Below are 17,424 nucleotides of genomic sequence, written 5' to 3' on the forward strand. Positions count from 1 at the left end.
TGTAAGATTCTCCACATCGATTTTAAATTATCATTTATGACGACATCGTATTTAAAACTTCCATATTTCATTTTTCTCCTGTTTGCGAGCATTTGCATTGCACAAAATAATACTTCTGAAGATTATCAGTTTTTAGAACGAAATGAAAATATTAATATAGCATTAGAAAAAGGAGAGTTTACTATTGTAAAAAGTATTCATGAAAAAGCAGAATACATAACTGCAAACAAGTTATATTTTGCTAATGAAGTATTGCGTTTTGATAGTTTTACAAAGCTAGAAGATATAAAAGCAACTACCATACTTCCTGATGGAAAAACTGTTGAAGCAGATTATATAGAAACAAAACATGAGTTTGATGATGGTATTTTTTACAGTGATCAGCAAACTAAAAATTTTACGTTTCCAGCAGTAACAAAAGGCGCAATTACCGATTTAAAATATAAAGAAATTATTTCAGATCCGCACTTTTTAGGATTGTTCCGATTTGGAACGTTTGCACCTACAAAAAAAGCTCAATTAACTATTGAATTTCCTAAAAATGTTCAGATTGGTTATAGAGAATTTCACACCGAAAATGTTCCTGTAGACTTCACAAAGGAAGAAACAAAAAATTCTTTCATCTACCGTTGGAGCGTTGAAAATGTTGCAAAATATAGTAGCGAAGAAGATTCGGAAGCTGCATTGTATTATTTACCACATATTATCATTCACATAAAAAATTACGAAGAAAAAGGCAAAACAATTCCCGTATTGAGTAATGTAACCGATTTATATAGCTGGTACGCATCGTTGGCAAAACAAGTGGATGCAAAAGATTTAGAAAAAGTATATCAAATTGCAGAAAATATTGCTTCAAAATATACTACAGATACCGAAAAAGCAGAAGCAATATACAATTGGGTTCAAGGAAATATAACCTATGTTGCGTTTGAAGATGGTTTGGGCGGATTTATTCCACGTGGCGCGGCAAGCGTTTGTAAAAACCGTTATGGAGATTGTAAAGACATGGCAAATTTATTATATGTAATGTTGAATCATGTTGGAATTCCTTCTTTTAGAACTTGGATTGGCACACGCGATCGCCCGTATTTGTACGAAGAAGTTCCTACACCAATGGTAGACAATCACATGATTACAGCAACAATAATTGACAATGACACTATTTTTATTGATGGAACCGATAGTTATGTCAATTTTGGAATGCCAAGTTCATTTACACAAACAAAGGAAGCTTTAATTGGAATTACACCAGAAAAATTTATCTTGAAAAAAGTGCCAAAACAACCTTCTGAAAAAAGTAAATCTATTGTAAATACAACTATTTCATTTGAAGACGGAAAAATAAATGCTTCTGAAAAACGAACTCTAACAGGTTACGAACGTGTCGATTTTGTCACAGACTATTTATACAAAAAGAAAGACAACACAGAAGAAGAGTTTTTAAACACAACATTAGCTTTAGGAAACAATAAAACGAAGTACCAAAATATTAAAGTTTCACCTGTTGAACCAGAGTATAAAACGATTACGATTTCGTTTGATTTACTGATTGATAATTATGTAAAAACGATCGGATCAAAAACCATTTTAAACTTAAATATCGATCGTGTATTGTCTAAAGGAAAAATTGATATTGAAAATCGAAAGTACACAAAAAAGATCGATCATCAATTTCAAAAAGAATATACAACAACCTTCAATATTCCAGCAGGTTACAAAGTAACTTCCGTTCCAAAACCTATCAAATTTGATGGAAAAGATTATGGTTTTTCAATTTCATATGAAGAAAAAGAAGGCGTTATTATTCAGCATAAAAACATTTATGTAAACAGCTTACGTATTGAAAAAGAAGATTTTGAAGCATGGAATACTTTTGTGAAAAAATTAATAAAAGCCTATAAAAAAAGTATTATTATTGAAAAGTAAAATGAATTATATGAGAACTTGTATTGTTATCCTTTTATGTTTATGTTCTACACAAGCGTTTTCACAATATTATAAAGACTACGATTGGGAAAAAAGTCCAAAACTACATCAGCTTTCCGAAAAAGAAGCAGATGAGTCTTCCATTGCCATTGCCGAAAACTATATCATAGAATATTATGAACCAGAACTTGGTGGCGTGATTAGAAAATTTGAAACCAATCATACCATTACACGTGTGCATGATGAAAAAGGAATTAAAATGCACAACAGAGTGTATATTCCAATGTACAATGTAACAAATATTATAAATATTAAAGCTCGAACTATTTCGCCCGACGGAAAAGTAACATTGCTTAATAAAGATAATATCAAAGAAGTAAAAAATGTGGAGGAATATGGCGATTTTAAAATTTTTGCCATTGAAGGTGCGCAAAAAGATTCTGAAATTGAAGTGTTGTATACACTAGAAAAACAATATTCTGCTTTTGGTAGAGAAACGTTACAAAAAGATTATCCGATAAAAAACTTAGAATATCATTTCATTACTGGCGATTTAGAAGGTCGAATAAAACCGTATAATACCAACGGTTACTTTAAAAAGGCAACGTATAATGATCGTGCTGGTTTACAATTAATGCTAACTGATGTTATTCCGATGGTTGAAGAAGAATATTCAACTTCTGATGCTAACAAAACTGTGGTTGCGTATCAATGTTTCGGGCAAAAAGGTGTTACTGAAAGTTTATTATGGAACAATGTTGTGACAAATATTTCTGACGGAATGTTTCCAGAAGAACCAAATGCAGAAGTTAAAAAAATTGTCGCCGAAATTTTAAAAGGTCAAAAAGAAGACGATTTTACCAAAGCGTATTTAATTGATGATTATGTAAAGAAAAACTACACAGTTATCAAAAATAACAACGAGCAACTTTCTAATATTGACTACATTTTAAAAAACAAATCGGCAAGTGATTTAGGAATCATTAAAGTGTACGGACACTTCTTAACAGCTGCAAATGTGGAATATTTACCAATGATTTCTGCAAACATATACGAACAAAAAGTAGATCCAGAGTTTTTTAATCCAAGTGCTTTGCGCGAATTTTTAATCTATGTTCCAAAAACTGGAAATTACATTACACCAGATCGTATTGAATACCGTTTGAGTGAAATTCCGTTTTACATTTTAGGAAATAACGGAATTTATATCAACAATGAATTACAATACAGTTTTTACAAAACGAAACTGAGCGATCCAGATTACAGTCGTGTCGTTCGAAACATGAATATTTCATTTGAAGACGAATTAGAAGCCGTAAAAATTGTACAAAAACAAGAATATTACGGTTATTGGTCTATTACAAACAGAGCAGTATTAAATTTAGCACCAGATCAATCTATCAAAGAGTTTGAAGACTATTTAACAGGTTCTGGAATTGAAGATAAAGTTGTAAAATCATACACAACTGAATACAAAGACATTACACAATTAGAATACAACAAACCGTTTATTGTAAACTCCACAATTACTTCTGAATCTTTATTAGAAGAAGCTGGCGACAGTTACATATTTCAAGTTGGAAAAGTGATTGGAACGCAAAGTGAATTGTATCAAGAAACCAAACGTGTAAATCCTATTTTGATGCAATATCCAAATCAGTACGATTATGAAATTGTAGTAACAATTCCAGATGGTTATAACGTAGAAGGTTTGGAATCTTTACTCATCAAAAAAGAATTGTTAGACGAAGAAGGAAAGCAAAAATGTAAATTTGAATCTAATTACAAGTTAGAAGGAAACAAATTAACAATTAGCATTCAAGAATTTTACAAAGTAAGCGAATACGATATTGATCAATACGATGAATTTAGAAATGTAATTAATGCCGCTTCTGACTTTAACAAAGCCGCAATTTTAATGAACCCGAAAGAGTAAATAATAATTATACTTAACAAACAAACAGATTCAATTTATAAACCAAATAGTACTTTTCTTTCAAAAAGCTTTTAGCCATTGTAATTTCGATTCATCATTAATTCTAAATATAAATAATTATGAAGAAAAAACAGCTTAAAAGTTTAAAACTGAACAAGAAATCAATTTCTAGTTTACGTACAACAAATGAAATTAAAGGAGGAACACTAATTCCAACTTTAGGTCCTATTTGTACAATTACAATTCAAGTAACTATTAACGCGTGTACACGTTGGAATGGTTGCGATCTTCCAACAATTGGCCATGATGATGGTTCAAATTGTGTAAGTCAGAATGCAGATTGGTGCAATGGCAGATAAATTAGCACTAAAAAGTTTACTTAAAAAGTTCGTCTATATGACGGACTTTTTTTTTGCGTTAACTTGTATGAATGTATACAATTGCACTTGGTTATTATTTACAAAAAGAGAAAAATTTGTATCTTTAGGAAACCGATTGTTACCAAATAAAAACTATGAGAAAAATTTTATGCGCATTCTACTTATGCCTTATAAGTTGTTACTCTTTCTACGCACAAGTATTAGACAAAACTGCCAATGATCGGTTGGTTATTCAACATGAATTAGTCGCTTCAAAACAAGTCAAAGAAAACATTTACATTCATACCGATAAAGACATTTACGAACCTGGTGAAGATTTATGGTTTAAAGCATATATCTTAAATGGTAACGATTTAAAAATATCACAACAGACTAAAATAATTTTTGTCGAACTCCGAAAACTAGGAGAAAAAGAAGTTATTACAAAGGAAATTTATGATGCTACAAATGGTTTTGCGAGTGGCCATTTATTTTTGGCAGATATTTTAAAAGATGGAACCTATCAATTGATTGTTCACACTAAAAATACAATGGAAAATGCTTCAAAAACTATTTTGGCGAACAAGCAAATTGAAATAAGAGAAAGTATCATTCCAAAAATATTAATTGACTCCGAATTCCATAAAAAAACATACGAAAGAACGGATACTGTACAACTGGAAATTGCTGTTTTTTCTAGAAGTAGAGTTCCATATATTGAAGCTTCTGTTATTGCAGAATTATTTTCTACTGATAAAAAAATCGGTCGTATAAAAGTAAAAACTGATGAAAAAGGAGAAGCCAAATTGACTTTTCCTGTAAAGAAAACTACAAATGCTGCATACATTAAGTTACGCGTTCAATACAAAGGTGAAACTGTACATTATAGTGTTGATATTCCTTTTCAAAATCCAGCCGCAATACAATTTGGCATGTATCCAGAAGGTGGAAATTTAGTAGAAAATCTTCCAAATACTGTTGCTTTCAAAGCCGTAGATCATCATGGGAAACCGCTACATGTAGAAGGCGATTTGTATGAAGATGGAAAAAAAGTACGTTCGTTTGAAGTTACTCATTTTGGCATGGGAAAGTTTTTATTTACACCAAAACCTTATAAAAAATATACGGTACAATTATCAAATCCAGTATTGGACAGTACTTTTCAATTGCCCGATATTCGCAAAAGCGGTATCAAATTACAAGTAGATAGAAGCAATCAGAAAAACATACATTGCAGCATTACAAAAACAACAGATATTTCACCACAAAAAGTGTATATCAGAGTTCAAAATCGTGGAAATGTCTATTGGATGGCTACGGCTTCTTTGACAAAAGATCGAATTCGTTTTAAAATTCCTTGTAACAAACTACCACAAGGAATTGCAGAAGTCACCATCTTTAATGAACGCTTTCAACCGTTAGCAGAACGATTGGTATATGCGAATCTTGATCAAAAATTGCACGTGAAATTGGAAGAAATTTCTAAAATGCTCTATCGCCAAAAAGAAAAAGTAAACATGCGATTTAGTGTAAAAGATCAATTTGGGAAACCCGCAATTGGTCATTTCAGTTTAAGTGTTTTTGATCATTTATATGCTAAAAAAGACAATCATTACAGCATATTACCACATTACTATCTCTTTTCGGAATTAAAAGGTCATGTATACAATGCTTCTTATTATTTTGATGAAAAAAATAAAGATCGTGATAAACATCTTGATTTAGTATTACTAACGCAAGGTTGGCGAACTTATATTTGGAATCCAGAAAATTTATTAGACGCACATGATTATGTGAAACCATTTCGTGAAGAAGTAACAGGACGTGCATTTCAAGTAACAAAAGAAAAAACCTTGAAGAATGCTAAAGGTGCTGAAATCAAGGTGGTTCTTCCAAAACGAATTACTTCAATACATACGGATAGCAACGGAAATTTTGCACTTCCTGTTAATTACCTAAAAATAGGTCGTGGATATGAAATTACATTTTTACCTATTAATTCTGAAAGCATTATACTAGAAGCAACATTTCCGTTCGATGAAATTGGCAAACGCACCAAAAAAAAGCTATTATTATTTCCAAAAAGTGATCGTTTGGTCTCCGAAAAAAAACAGTCATCATACGATTCTGAATTTAGTTTTAACGAAACCAATTATTTAGAAGAAGTAAAACTAACAGGTTATAAAGATCGTGATAAAAACAGTGGTGAAAATGTTATTTATAAGGATTTCCCTAGTGGAGATTATGTATGTCATGAATACGGTGTATTGAATTGTAGAAATCACCGTTCAGGTTCTCCTCCAATTGAAGGAAAACGCTACAGACTTAATAGTGGACAATATGTTGTGTTCGGAAATACCAAAGTTAAAAAAGGTGAGAAAAAAACAGCTTTCTTAATGGTCAAAGGTTTTTACCCAACTAAAGAATTTTACAATCCAACCTATGACAAAGCGGAAGACAAATTATTTCCTGATAATAGAAAAACATTGTTTTGGTCACCAAAATTAATTTCAAATGAAAAAGGTGAAATTAATGTGAGTTTTTATACATCTGATGTACAAACAACATTTTTTGGTAGACTAGAAGGAACCAATGGAAGCGGATTGTTTGGCGCTAATTATTTTCAATTTAACGTCAACTAAAAAGCATAAAAAGCTGTTAATTTTTTATTAAAATCACCTTTCTAGCTGACAAAAAAACAATTCAAAAATAGAATATTCCGTATCTTTATACAAACCGACTTGTAGCAAACATTAACACTATGAAATACTTTACCACTTGGATCAGCTTACTACTTTTTAGCTGTTTTTTTTCGCATGCACAAGTATTAGATGATTTTGCCAATGAACGCTTAGTTGTTCGTCATGAATCACTTGCCGAAAAGCAACTCAAAGAAAATATTTACATTCATACAGACAAAGATATTTACGAACCTGGTGAAAATTTGTGGTTTAAAGCGTATATTTTAAATGCAAATAATTTAAAAATCTCGGAAGACACTAAAATCATTTTTGTTGAATTACTCAAAGAAGAGGAAAACGAAGAAGAAATTATTGTAAAAGAAATGTATACTGCCAAAAACGGTTTTGCAAGTGGTTATTTATTCTTAGCGGAAATTTTAGAAGAAGGAAATTATCAACTCATCATTCATACTAAAAATACACTTGAAAATAGTTCGGAAGAAATTAGCGCTATCAAACGTTTTGAAGTTAGAGAAAGTATTATCCCAAAAATATTAATTGATACTGAGTTTTTAGCAAATGCTTACAACAGAAACGATGAAGTTGTGCTTGATGCAGACGTATTTTCAAGAAGTAGAGTTCCACTAAAAGAAGCGACCATTTCAGCCGACATCTACTCTACCGAAGAAAAACTTGCGCGTGTACGGATTAAAACGGATTCACTCGGTCAAGCCAGAATTATTTTTACAGAAGAAGAAACCGCTAAAGCTGAATTTATAGAATTGCGTGTAAAATATGGAAAAGATATTGTGTATCATATTATTGATATTCCGTTTAAAAAACCTGCGTCAATTCAATTTGGAATGTATCCGGAAGGTGGAAATTTGATCGAAAACTTACCAAATACAGTCGCATTTAAAGCGATAAACCATCATGGAAAACCATTAAATGTAAAAGGTGCGTTGTATGAAGATGGAAAAAAATTACGCTCGTTTAAAGCGGCTCATTATGGAATGGGAAAATTTACATTTACACCAAAACCAGAAAAAAAATATACAGTACAACTTTCAAATCCTGCGTTAGATAGTGTTTTTCAATTGCCATTAGTTCAGAAAAAAGGACTTCGATTGCACGTAGAAAAACGAGATCCAGCATACATACAATTCGGCATAACTAAAACGCCAAATGTGACACTTAAAAAAGTATATATCCGAGCGCAAAGTCGTGGATATGTATATTGGATGGCAATTGCATCATTGAAAAACGATCATGTCCTATTTAAAGTTCCACTAGATAAATTACCGCAAGGAATTGTAGAAGTTACATTGTTTAACGAACGTTATCAACCATTAACGGAACGCTTGGTATATGCTAATATTGACAAAAAATTACATGTTACATTAACAGAAGTTTCAAAATCATTATTTACACAAAAAGACAAAGTAGATTTAACTTTTTCAGTAAAAGATCAATATGGAAAACCTGCTGTCGGGCATTTTAGCTTGAGTGTTACTGATCAGTTATACGCAAAGAAAAATAATGATTATGCAATGATGCCGTATTATTATTTATTCTCAGAATTAAGAGGACATGTATATGATGCGTCCTATTATTTTGATGCAAAAAATAAAGAGCGTGAAAAGCATTTAGACTTGGTATTATTGACGCAAGGTTGGCGAAATTACAATTGGACATCAGGAAATTTACTTAAAAATTTATATGATGATGTACAACCTTTTAATGAAGAAGTTACTGGACGTGCGTTTTATCGAACTAAAAAAGGTACGTTGCTAAATGGTGGCAGCGCCAACGTACAAGTATTATTACCAAAGGTGGCAACTGTTATAGAAGCTGATAAAGGTGGAAACTTTAGTATTCCGTTAGTTTTTTTAGAAGCAGGAAAAGGTTCACGCATTACACTTTTGCCATTAATTCCGCCACCGCCAAAATATCCTGACAAAAAATCTACACTACCAACAGAAGCTTTTTTAGAGATTACAGAACCTTTCAATGAAATTTTTAAACGGACAATCAATAAGCAATTAATGTTTCCTCAAAATGATCGTATGATTGATGAAAAGAAACAATCATCGTATGATACATCTTTTAGTTTTACAGATACGAATTATTTAGAAGAAGTAGAATTGACAGGTTTTAAAGATAGAGCCAAAGATCGTGGTGATAAGGTAATTTTTGAAGGTGTCGTTGGTGATTATATTTGTATTGAATATGGTATTTTAAACTGTCAAAATCATTTTGCTGGACCAGCGCCAATACACGGAAAAAAGTATAAATTAAATGACGGAACAGAAGTAACCTATAAAGCATCAACCGAAGCACTTGAAAAAGAAAACAAAGAACGTGGTTTCATGTTTGTTAAAGGCTTTTATCCTACGAAAGAATTTTACAGTCCATTGTATGACAAAGAAGAAGATAAACTGTTTCCTGATAACCGAAAAACCTTGTTTTGGGCACCTAATTTAATTTCTGATAAAAATGGTAAAATTAAGGTGAGTTTTTATACATCTGACATTCAATCTGTATTTTTAGGAAAACTTGAAGGAACTGATGGAAATGGCTTATTAGGCACAAATTTGTTTGAGTTGAATGTGAAATAATAAAAAAGTTGCAAAGGCGTTTTTTTACTTCGAACACTTTTGACAATACCGTTTCTTTACGTTTTTATCTTGTAAGAGTTGGAAATCGTTTTTAATCCAATCGCACCATTTTTTATATCGTATTTTACGCTTTATGCAAATCGAGATGTAATGCTAATGCAGCCAAACCTGTGTTTTTTCGCAATGTGTTTACTTTTTTAAAAAGTACTTTTCGTATGGTTTGCTTGTCAGAAACTTTTAGTTATGCAAAACCTACTTGAAAAGTAATGAAAAAAGTATGACCGTAAAACACTTTTTTGCCCTGTAATTTATGCTTCTGATGTTGCTTGCATCTCGTCTAACTCATGAGTTTTATCACTCACAATTCCGAATAGTTTTTCTTTCCAGTTTTTCCATTTGTATATTTTTGCTAAGATCAATAACATGATTGGATAGATAATTAATACTGGAAAAATGATATCAAAAAATCCAGTTGAAGGTTCGGAAGTATCAACAAATACTGCGTCAGTTTGCAATGCAGACCAATCTGTTGTTACCAATAATGCGGTTAGAATGTTGTTTCCTGCATGATACCCAAGTGCCAATTCCATTCCGTCATCCATTAAGGTCATAATTCCTAATATTAAACCTGTTCCGATATAATATACCATTGAAATATAACCGAGTTTTTCTACTTCAGGATTTGCCGCATGCAACACACCAAATATTACTGATGTAAATAGTAATGGCACCCATTTTCGGTGTAATATGGTTGGATTCGTTTTGCTTTTTTGATCTAAAATTATGACTAACACTAACATAACTAACCCTGTAGTTCCTAGGTTTGTCCAGAATTCTAATTGAAGATTTGCATGTAATATAAAGTACACAACTGGTCCAACAGAAAGTGCAATAATTAATAACGGAATAAATTTGTTTTCTTTTAAATTTACGCCAATTCCCTGCATGAGATATCCTCTAAAAAGATATTCTTCAAAACTGGTTTGAATTGGTAGAAATAGCAAACAAATAACCAATAAGATAAGAAAAGGTTGCAAGTTAAAGTTCCATTCCAACGCATCTGGCGCTAAAAAATACCCAACTGCAAATGTTGCCAAATTGAAAACTATTACAATGGTAAAGCCTACAAATATGCGTTTCCAATCAATTTTACTTCGTGAAGTTGTTAAAGAAAGAAACGATAATTTGTGCAATACTTTGTTCGAAAATAATATTCCTAGTAAACCGAATGCAAACGAAACAATCATCATGAATAGAAATAGATTTCCACCTAAAAGTGTTACCATTCCATCCACAGATGTTGGCATTAGATCAGATTCCAGTACCTCTGGAAAGCTCATTCCACTTCCACTAGCACTTTGAAATACTTTAACAAGTAATACAATTGCAAGCGGAATTGCGCCTACTAATTGCCACATAATAAACGTGATAAGCGTTCCGATAATGTATCGCCAAAACTCGTATAAACCTTTGTAAGCTTGTGTAATAAACATATGTTTTCTTTATTTTTTTATAAGTTGAAAGGTACATTCCACGATTTTGCTCTATCGTATTGCAATGCTCCTTTTTCTATCGTTAATGGTGAATCAAAATTATTGGTATATAAACTTCCCGTTCCTAAACCTTGCGGCAATTTGCTTTGCAATGTGTAGGTCCATTGCGCAATAGCATTAAGTCCAATATTACTTTCCAACGCACTTGTAATCCACCAATCTATGTTTTGTTTTTTGGCAAGTGAAATCCATTCTGAACTTCCAGTATAACCACCGACCAAACTTGGCTTCAAGATAATGTATTGTGGTTGAATAGTTTCAAGTATTTTTTTCTTGTTTTCACGATCAAAAATTCCGATCAATTCTTCATCTAGCGCAATTGGTAATGGCGTTATTTCACAAAGTTTAGCCATTTCCTCATGTTGCCCTTGTTTTATTGGTTGTTCAATGGAATGCAATTCAAATTCGGCTAACCGTTGTAGCTTTTCTAATGCCGTTGAAGGTGTAAACGCGCCATTGACATCTACACGTAATTCGATATCATGTACAGAATATTCATTGCGAATACTATGCAATAATTCCAATTCGGTTTCAAAATCAATCGCGCCAATTTTCATTTTTATACATGAAAAACCTGCTTCTAATTTGTCTTTAATTTGCGATTTCATGAAATCAGCTTCGCCCATCCAAATGAGTCCGTTGATGTCAATTGCTTCTTTTCCTTGCGTAAATTTTGAAGGATGCAACAAAAATGGAGTTTCAGCTCCTAAAGATAAGAACGCTTGTTCTACACCAAATTGAATCGATGGAAACGTTCGTAATTCTTTCAGTAATGCGTCTTTTCCTAAATGTATATTTTCACAGGCCCAACGTAATTTTTCTTCATAATTTGGAACATCATCAATACTCAAACTTCGTAAAATACCACACTCACCTATTCCTTGTTTTTCTCCATCTGTAAGATGAATAAACCACGTTTCTTTTTGTTTTAAAATGCCGCGCGACGTTCCACTTGGTCGTTTAAAATCTAAGATATGTTTGTGATAAGTTGCTTTCATGCTGGTATATTAGTATTCTCGTATATTGGTACTTTCGTATTGTTATTGTTTTAAACTTGACATTAATTTCGATAACATTTTTATAATCGATTGTAATTCTTCAAGCAATTTTTGAGATGCTGTTTAATTCATAAAATCTAAATCAGTAGCGATTAATAGTTGTGTTTTTATTTCATAAGTTGAACCAATAGCTATTTCCAAAAACCTATAAAAATCTTTATTAGATCTTCTAAATGCACCTTCTGCAATGTTAGATGCAATTGATACATTAGCTCTTCTTAGTTGGCTTACTAAGCCAAACTTTTCTTCATTTGGAAAACTTGCTGTTATTTCATAAATAGATTTACAAAATATTCTACTCGATTTCCAAACTTGTAATTCTTTAAATCTATGCATAATTGATCTTTGAAGCACTTCCCTAATACCAAAATTCCAACATACTAAAATAGTAACGTACCACTTAAACCGTCAAACTCTTCCCTATTTCCAACAAAAGCAACTCTTTATGTCTATCCGTAAATTTTTGTTTTGCTTCCGCTTGATCAATTTTTATTGGAGGAAATGAATCGTAATGGTACCCTAAAACTCTGTCACATTCTACAAAATCACTTGCAAGTATTGCATCGTCAATTCCCATCGTAAATGTGTCTCCGATTGGCAAAATAGCCAAATCGAGCTTAGTTTGTAATGGAATGAGTTTCATATCATAGGTCAATGCCGTATCACCAGCAATGTAAATTGATTTTCCGTTTGCTGTTAAAACGAATCCGCCAGGTTGTCCGCCATAAGAACCATCCGGAAATGCTGAGGTGTGAATTGCATTTACGTATTTTGCCGAAAACGTGTCTGTTTTGTAGGTTCCGCCATGATTCATTGCAAAAACTTTGAAATCTTTTCCGCCATAATGCATTGCAATTTCATAGTTTGAAACGATTGTTGCGCCTGTATTTTTGGCAATCGTTTCCACATCTAAAATATGATCTTGATGTGCGTGTGTTACCAAAATATAATCAGCTTTTAAATCATTAATATCAATAGCTGAAGCTAGTGAATTTCCAGAAATAAAAGGATCTACAATGATGTGAGTTCCTTCAAATTCAATATGTAACGAAGCGTGTCCTAAGTAAGTAACTTTCATGCTATTTATGTTTTTTTAAATTAATTATTCCAATGTTAAAAATTTCTTTTTCTTTCTTCTTTGGAGAATAAACGGTAAATACTTTGATTTCGTCATCAAAACTCAAATGTCCTTTGTAGACTTCTTTCTTTTCTTTTTTGATGATTTTAAAAAATTCTTTGTCCAAATTACCATTAAAAACATCTAGTAAAATATTCTTCCTCCCAAAACGAACAATAGCCGTTTTTCCTGCTGGATTTTTGTAAACAACGTCAATTCCATCAACTTTTACTTCATCTTTAAACTGGGCACTTTCGGTAATTTTTAATTTTGTGGTAACTTCTTCTTGACTGTGTAATACATAGCCTAAAAGACAACATAATGCTACTAATACGATTTTTTTCATGTGTGATTTTAATTAAATATTGCAAATAAAATAGCATACAAAAACGTACTCAACGCAACTTTTTTCAATTCAGGATCAAGTTCTCTGTGAATGATGTTTTTTCCAACAACAATCATATTCATTACTAAGGGAATAAACGCTACTAAACATATGTATTGCAGTGGCGAATGGTAATTGTTTTTGATAAAAACTAATGTACAGGTAAGCGCACCAATAATTAAACCATAATGATATAATTTTGCTTTTTGACTTCCTATTTTTACAACCAATGTGTTTTTATTGTGCTTTTTATCTTTGATACGATCACGCATATTGTTCAAATTCAATACAGCCGCACTTAGCAATCCGATAGCTGTTGCAGGTAGAAAAACATCAAAATATAATCCTTTTTTGTATAAAAAATAACTTCCTAAAACACTCAACCAACCAAAAAATAGAAAGACAAAAATATCGCCCAAACCTGAATATCCGTAAGCACTTTTTCCAACGGTATATTTTATAGCGGCAATAATTGAAGTAATTCCTAAGAAGAAAAATAATATTGAATAGCTAAAGTTTTCGCTTCCAAATGCTGTATAAATCACTAGCAAAGCCAAAATTAACGTGATAATTGCCGTGATAATCATGGCGTTTTTCATTTGCTTAGGCGAAATAATTCCAGAAGCGACCATGCGTTGTTCGCCTTCTCTATCGTCGTCTGTACCGCGAATTCCGTCACCATAATCATTGGCAAAGTTTGATAACACTTGAAAACCAACCGTTGTTAAGATAGCGAGTATAAAAATAGTGTAATTTGTATCTTGATGAAAACATCCAAAACACTCCGTTAGCGAATAATTTTTCGGATGATTGTTTATTGAAAAATTTGCCATTGCACAACCCACAATAATTCCAGAAATGGATAAAGGTAAGGTTCGTAATCGTGCGGCGGCCAGCCATGCTTTTATCATGTATGTGAATTTTTGTAAATATACAATTTCAAAAAATATTGAAAAAGGCAATGGTATTGTTTTTGATTTCCTTCTTTTATCATAATATTCTATTAATTTTGTATTTGCAATTCACAGTTTTAAGTACATTGCATTTTACTTTTTTATTATTCATCTATGAAATTGAAAATCAGCTTATTGTTTCTACTAATTCCATTATTTTTTGTGCTTGCGCAAGATGGAGCAATCTGGAATACCTATCAAGCCAAGCAAGAAAAAGGTGTTAGTTCTACCAATGTTCGTATGGATTTAATTGAGAAAGCGCCAGTAAATGGTTATGACTTTCTTTTTTATGTAAAGATTGAGTATCGAGTTACCAAAGAGAGTGATTTCCCGATAGGAAATAAATTGAAGAAATTATACAAAATTAAAGATGCCATTTTTGATACCGTAAATGGTAATGCTGACACGCAGTATGTTGGTTCATTTATGTATGATGGCAATCGTTTTGAGTATTATTATGTGAAAAATGTTACCGGGCTTGAAGAAAAAATTGATCAGTTATTCGATAAAAATTTCAGCCGAGAAACGTATAAAGTATATGTCAGAGAAGATATTTCGTGGGAATTATACAAAGACTTTTTGTATCCGAATGATGAAATTAAAAATTTTATGTCGAATCGTGATACGTTGATTCAACTTAGAAATGCTGGTGATGTTGCCGAACATGCTAGAAAGATAGAACATTACGCAAAGTTTCCGACAGCGCAAGATAGAACTCAATTTATCACAGCTATCAAAGCACTTTCATACAAAATTGAATATGAAAAAACGATGGATGATCCGTCATTTCCTTTTGAAGTAAAATTTCATAGAAAAGATATTACAACGATGGAACAAATTTCGAAAATTACTGCAGAATTGATGGTATTTTCAACAAAATATTATGGTAAATATGATGGTTGGGAAACGTTTATTTGGACGAAGAAGTAGGTTTTCAGTTTTCTAAAAATGATTCAACATCTTTTTATTGCATCTCGACTGCGCTCGATGTGATAATTTCTGTATTAACTATAGATTAAGGAAACTGAGTGGAGTCGAAGTTCAATATTCTCAAAGCCGAACACCAACGCCCATACTTACAGTATGAATATTTTCATTAAATCGATTTCCAGAGACATTTCCATCCAAATCAAGCTTTATAAAATCTGCAGAAACTTCTATAAAAAATAGATCCGTAATATCATATGCCGCGCCAAATCCGTAACTGATTCCACTGTAGGTTTCAGTAACGCGTTCGTCATTTGGTTGAATTGAAGGATTCGGATTGTTGATAATGTCAAAACCCGTACTTGAAGTTTGCAGCGAAACCGTAAAAAATCCATAGCCTAAAGACAGATAAGGTTTTAGTTTTGGAAGATTTTCTATGTTGAATTCTCCAATGATTTCAGGCTTTATTACAAAAGCACCACCATTTACATCATCAAAAAAAGTATAATCGAAATAATCAATTGCAACTGCGGCTTTTATAGAAATTAATCGTGTATCGGCAAATTGATAACGAACGTCTGCTCCTATCAATCCGACATATCCATTTGCTATAAAATTATCACCTGTAGATAACGGATAATGCAATCCGACATCAAATAAAGGTTCTAAATCTGATGTATCTTGATCTTGCGCATGTCCAAATTGAAAACTTAGAAATACTAAAAGGATGATGAGTTTTTTCATTTTGATTGGTTTTATCAGTATTAGACAATAACGTTCTTATCCTCTATTTATTGGAATTCAAGTAGTTTGTGCCCACGCAGGAATGACAAACTAGTAATAACTATTGAAAATATAGGTGAGATACTGAATCAAGTTCAACATCACGCAATGGAATACTCACAACGAATATTGAAATTACAAAATAAGAGTTATGAGTTTTTTCGAATCAACAAATCAATAAAAAATACTTAAGTTTTACCCAACGCTATTAAATTCAAACTTTTCAGTATGACTCAATTCTCAATACTAATATCTCAACACCAATTTATGGAATCCACTTTTTGTCAAAGTTTGGCTTGCGTTTTTCTAAGAATGCATCGCGTCCTTCTTTGGCTTCTTCTGTCATGTATGCCAAACGTGTAGCTTCGCCAGCAAATACTTGTTGCCCTACCAAACCATCATCTGTAAGATTCATAGCAAATTTTAACATCTTTATAGACATTGGCGATTTTGCCAAGATTTCTTGCGCCCATTCAAAAGCAGTATCTTCTAATTCTGCATGCGGAATTACGGCATTTACCATACCCATTTCATATGCTTCTTGCGCTGAATAGTTTCTTCCTAAGAAAAAGATTTCTCTTGCTTTTTTCTGACCAACCATTTTTGCCAAGTATGCAGAGCCATAACCAGCATCAAAACTTGTTACATCTGCATCAGTTTGCTTAAAAATTGCGTGTTCTTTACTTGCTAATGTTAAATCACAAACTACATGTAAACTGTGTCCGCCACCAACTGCCCAACCTGGCACAACACAAATAACTGCTTTTGGCATGAAGCGAATTAAACGTTGTACTTCTAAAATATTCAATCTATGGTAACCATCTTGTCCAACATATCCTTGATGTCCTCTTGCTTTTTGATCGCCGCCACTACAGAAAGAATATACGCCATCTTTACTTGATGGGCCTTCTGCAGAAAGTAATACAACACCAATATTTACATCTTCATGTGCATCTCTGAACGCATCTAACAACTCGCTAGTTGTATGCGGACGGAATGCATTGCGAACATCTGGTCGGTTAAAAGCGATTCGGGCAACACCATTTGCCTTTTTGTATGTGATATCTTCGTATTCTTTTACCGTTTTCCAATCTGGTTTACTCATATTTTTTAGTATTTTGCGTA

14 protein-coding genes are annotated in these 17,424 nt (G+C 32.3%); 6 read left to right on the plus strand and 8 right to left on the minus strand.

All coding sequences use genetic code 11. The features are described 5' to 3' along the window. Positions 1-36: 36 nt before the first annotated feature. The 5 genes from ACQ654_RS04315 (at position 37) to ACQ654_RS04335 (ending at position 9,523) form a co-directional block, all read left to right on the plus strand. Positions 37-1,929, plus strand: coding sequence for a DUF3857 domain-containing transglutaminase family protein (locus ACQ654_RS04315; protein ID WP_430409085.1), 1,893 nt, complete (start codon positions 37-39; stop codon positions 1,927-1,929). A gap of 10 nt (positions 1,930-1,939) precedes the next feature. Beyond that, positions 1,940-3,865, plus strand: a complete 1,926-nt coding sequence (locus ACQ654_RS04320; RefSeq protein WP_430409086.1) for a hypothetical protein — start codon at positions 1,940-1,942, stop codon at positions 3,863-3,865. Positions 3,866-3,984: 119 nt separating this feature from the next. Further along, positions 3,985-4,224 (plus strand): hypothetical protein, encoded by a 240-nt coding sequence (locus ACQ654_RS04325; RefSeq protein WP_430409087.1) that lies wholly within the window; start codon positions 3,985-3,987, stop codon positions 4,222-4,224. Positions 4,225-4,379: 155 nt separating this feature from the next. After that, the gene (locus tag ACQ654_RS04330) at positions 4,380-6,866 is read left to right on the plus strand and encodes an MG2 domain-containing protein (protein ID WP_430409088.1); all 2,487 of its coding nucleotides are present in this window, start codon (positions 4,380-4,382) and stop codon (positions 6,864-6,866) included. Between the two features lie 119 nt (positions 6,867-6,985). Further along, complete coding sequence (locus tag ACQ654_RS04335; protein WP_430409089.1) at positions 6,986-9,523, plus strand: hypothetical protein; 2,538 nt, start codon at positions 6,986-6,988, stop codon at positions 9,521-9,523. A 308-nt stretch (positions 9,524-9,831) separates the two neighbouring features. Here ACQ654_RS04335 and ACQ654_RS04340 read toward each other — a convergent pair whose 3' ends face one another. The 6 genes from ACQ654_RS04340 to menA all read right to left on the minus strand — a co-directional run bounded on the left by ACQ654_RS04340 (position 9,832) and on the right by menA (position 14,547). Then, complete coding sequence (locus tag ACQ654_RS04340; RefSeq protein WP_430409090.1) at positions 9,832-11,016, minus strand: CPBP family glutamic-type intramembrane protease; 1,185 nt, start codon at positions 11,014-11,016, stop codon at positions 9,832-9,834. A gap of 17 nt (positions 11,017-11,033) precedes the next feature. After that, on the minus strand, positions 11,034-12,074 hold the full coding sequence (locus ACQ654_RS04345) for an o-succinylbenzoate synthase (RefSeq protein WP_430409091.1): 1,041 nt from the start codon (positions 12,072-12,074) through the stop codon (positions 11,034-11,036). A 123-nt stretch (positions 12,075-12,197) separates the two neighbouring features. After that, on the minus strand, positions 12,198-12,470 hold the full coding sequence (locus ACQ654_RS04350; RefSeq protein WP_430409092.1) for a four helix bundle protein: 273 nt from the start codon (positions 12,468-12,470) through the stop codon (positions 12,198-12,200). Positions 12,471-12,534: 64 nt separating this feature from the next. Continuing rightward, a complete protein-coding gene (locus ACQ654_RS04355; protein ID WP_430409093.1) occupies positions 12,535-13,212 on the minus strand; it encodes a metal-dependent hydrolase in 678 nt (225 codons plus the stop codon). Between the two features lies 1 nt (position 13,213). Beyond that, positions 13,214-13,597 (minus strand): hypothetical protein, encoded by a 384-nt coding sequence (locus ACQ654_RS04360; protein WP_430409094.1) that lies wholly within the window; start codon positions 13,595-13,597, stop codon positions 13,214-13,216. A gap of 8 nt (positions 13,598-13,605) precedes the next feature. Next, entirely contained in the window at positions 13,606-14,547 is a 942-nt protein-coding gene (gene menA, locus ACQ654_RS04365) for a 1,4-dihydroxy-2-naphthoate octaprenyltransferase (RefSeq protein ID WP_430409095.1), read from the minus strand. A 156-nt stretch (positions 14,548-14,703) separates the two neighbouring features. On the opposite strand from menA, the gene ACQ654_RS04370 reads away from it, so the two are divergent. After that, positions 14,704-15,519 carry a DUF695 domain-containing protein gene (locus ACQ654_RS04370; protein WP_430409096.1) on the plus strand — a complete coding sequence of 272 codons (816 nt, stop codon included), beginning with the start codon at positions 14,704-14,706 and terminating at the stop codon, positions 15,517-15,519. A gap of 120 nt (positions 15,520-15,639) precedes the next feature. On the opposite strand, the gene ACQ654_RS04375 is transcribed toward ACQ654_RS04370, so the two are convergent. Both ACQ654_RS04375 and ACQ654_RS04380 read right to left on the minus strand, forming a co-directional pair. Beyond that, positions 15,640-16,260, minus strand: a complete 621-nt coding sequence (locus ACQ654_RS04375; RefSeq protein ID WP_430409097.1) for an outer membrane beta-barrel protein — start codon at positions 16,258-16,260, stop codon at positions 15,640-15,642. 304 nt (positions 16,261-16,564) lie between these two features. Then, positions 16,565-17,404: a 1,4-dihydroxy-2-naphthoyl-CoA synthase gene (locus ACQ654_RS04380; RefSeq protein WP_430409098.1), complete on the minus strand. Its 840-nt coding sequence runs from the start codon at positions 17,402-17,404 to the stop codon at positions 16,565-16,567. Positions 17,405-17,424 lie beyond the last annotated feature (20 nt).

Source organism: Kordia sp., assembly GCF_965283645.1.
Taxonomy (GTDB): domain Bacteria; phylum Bacteroidota; class Bacteroidia; order Flavobacteriales; family Flavobacteriaceae; genus Kordia.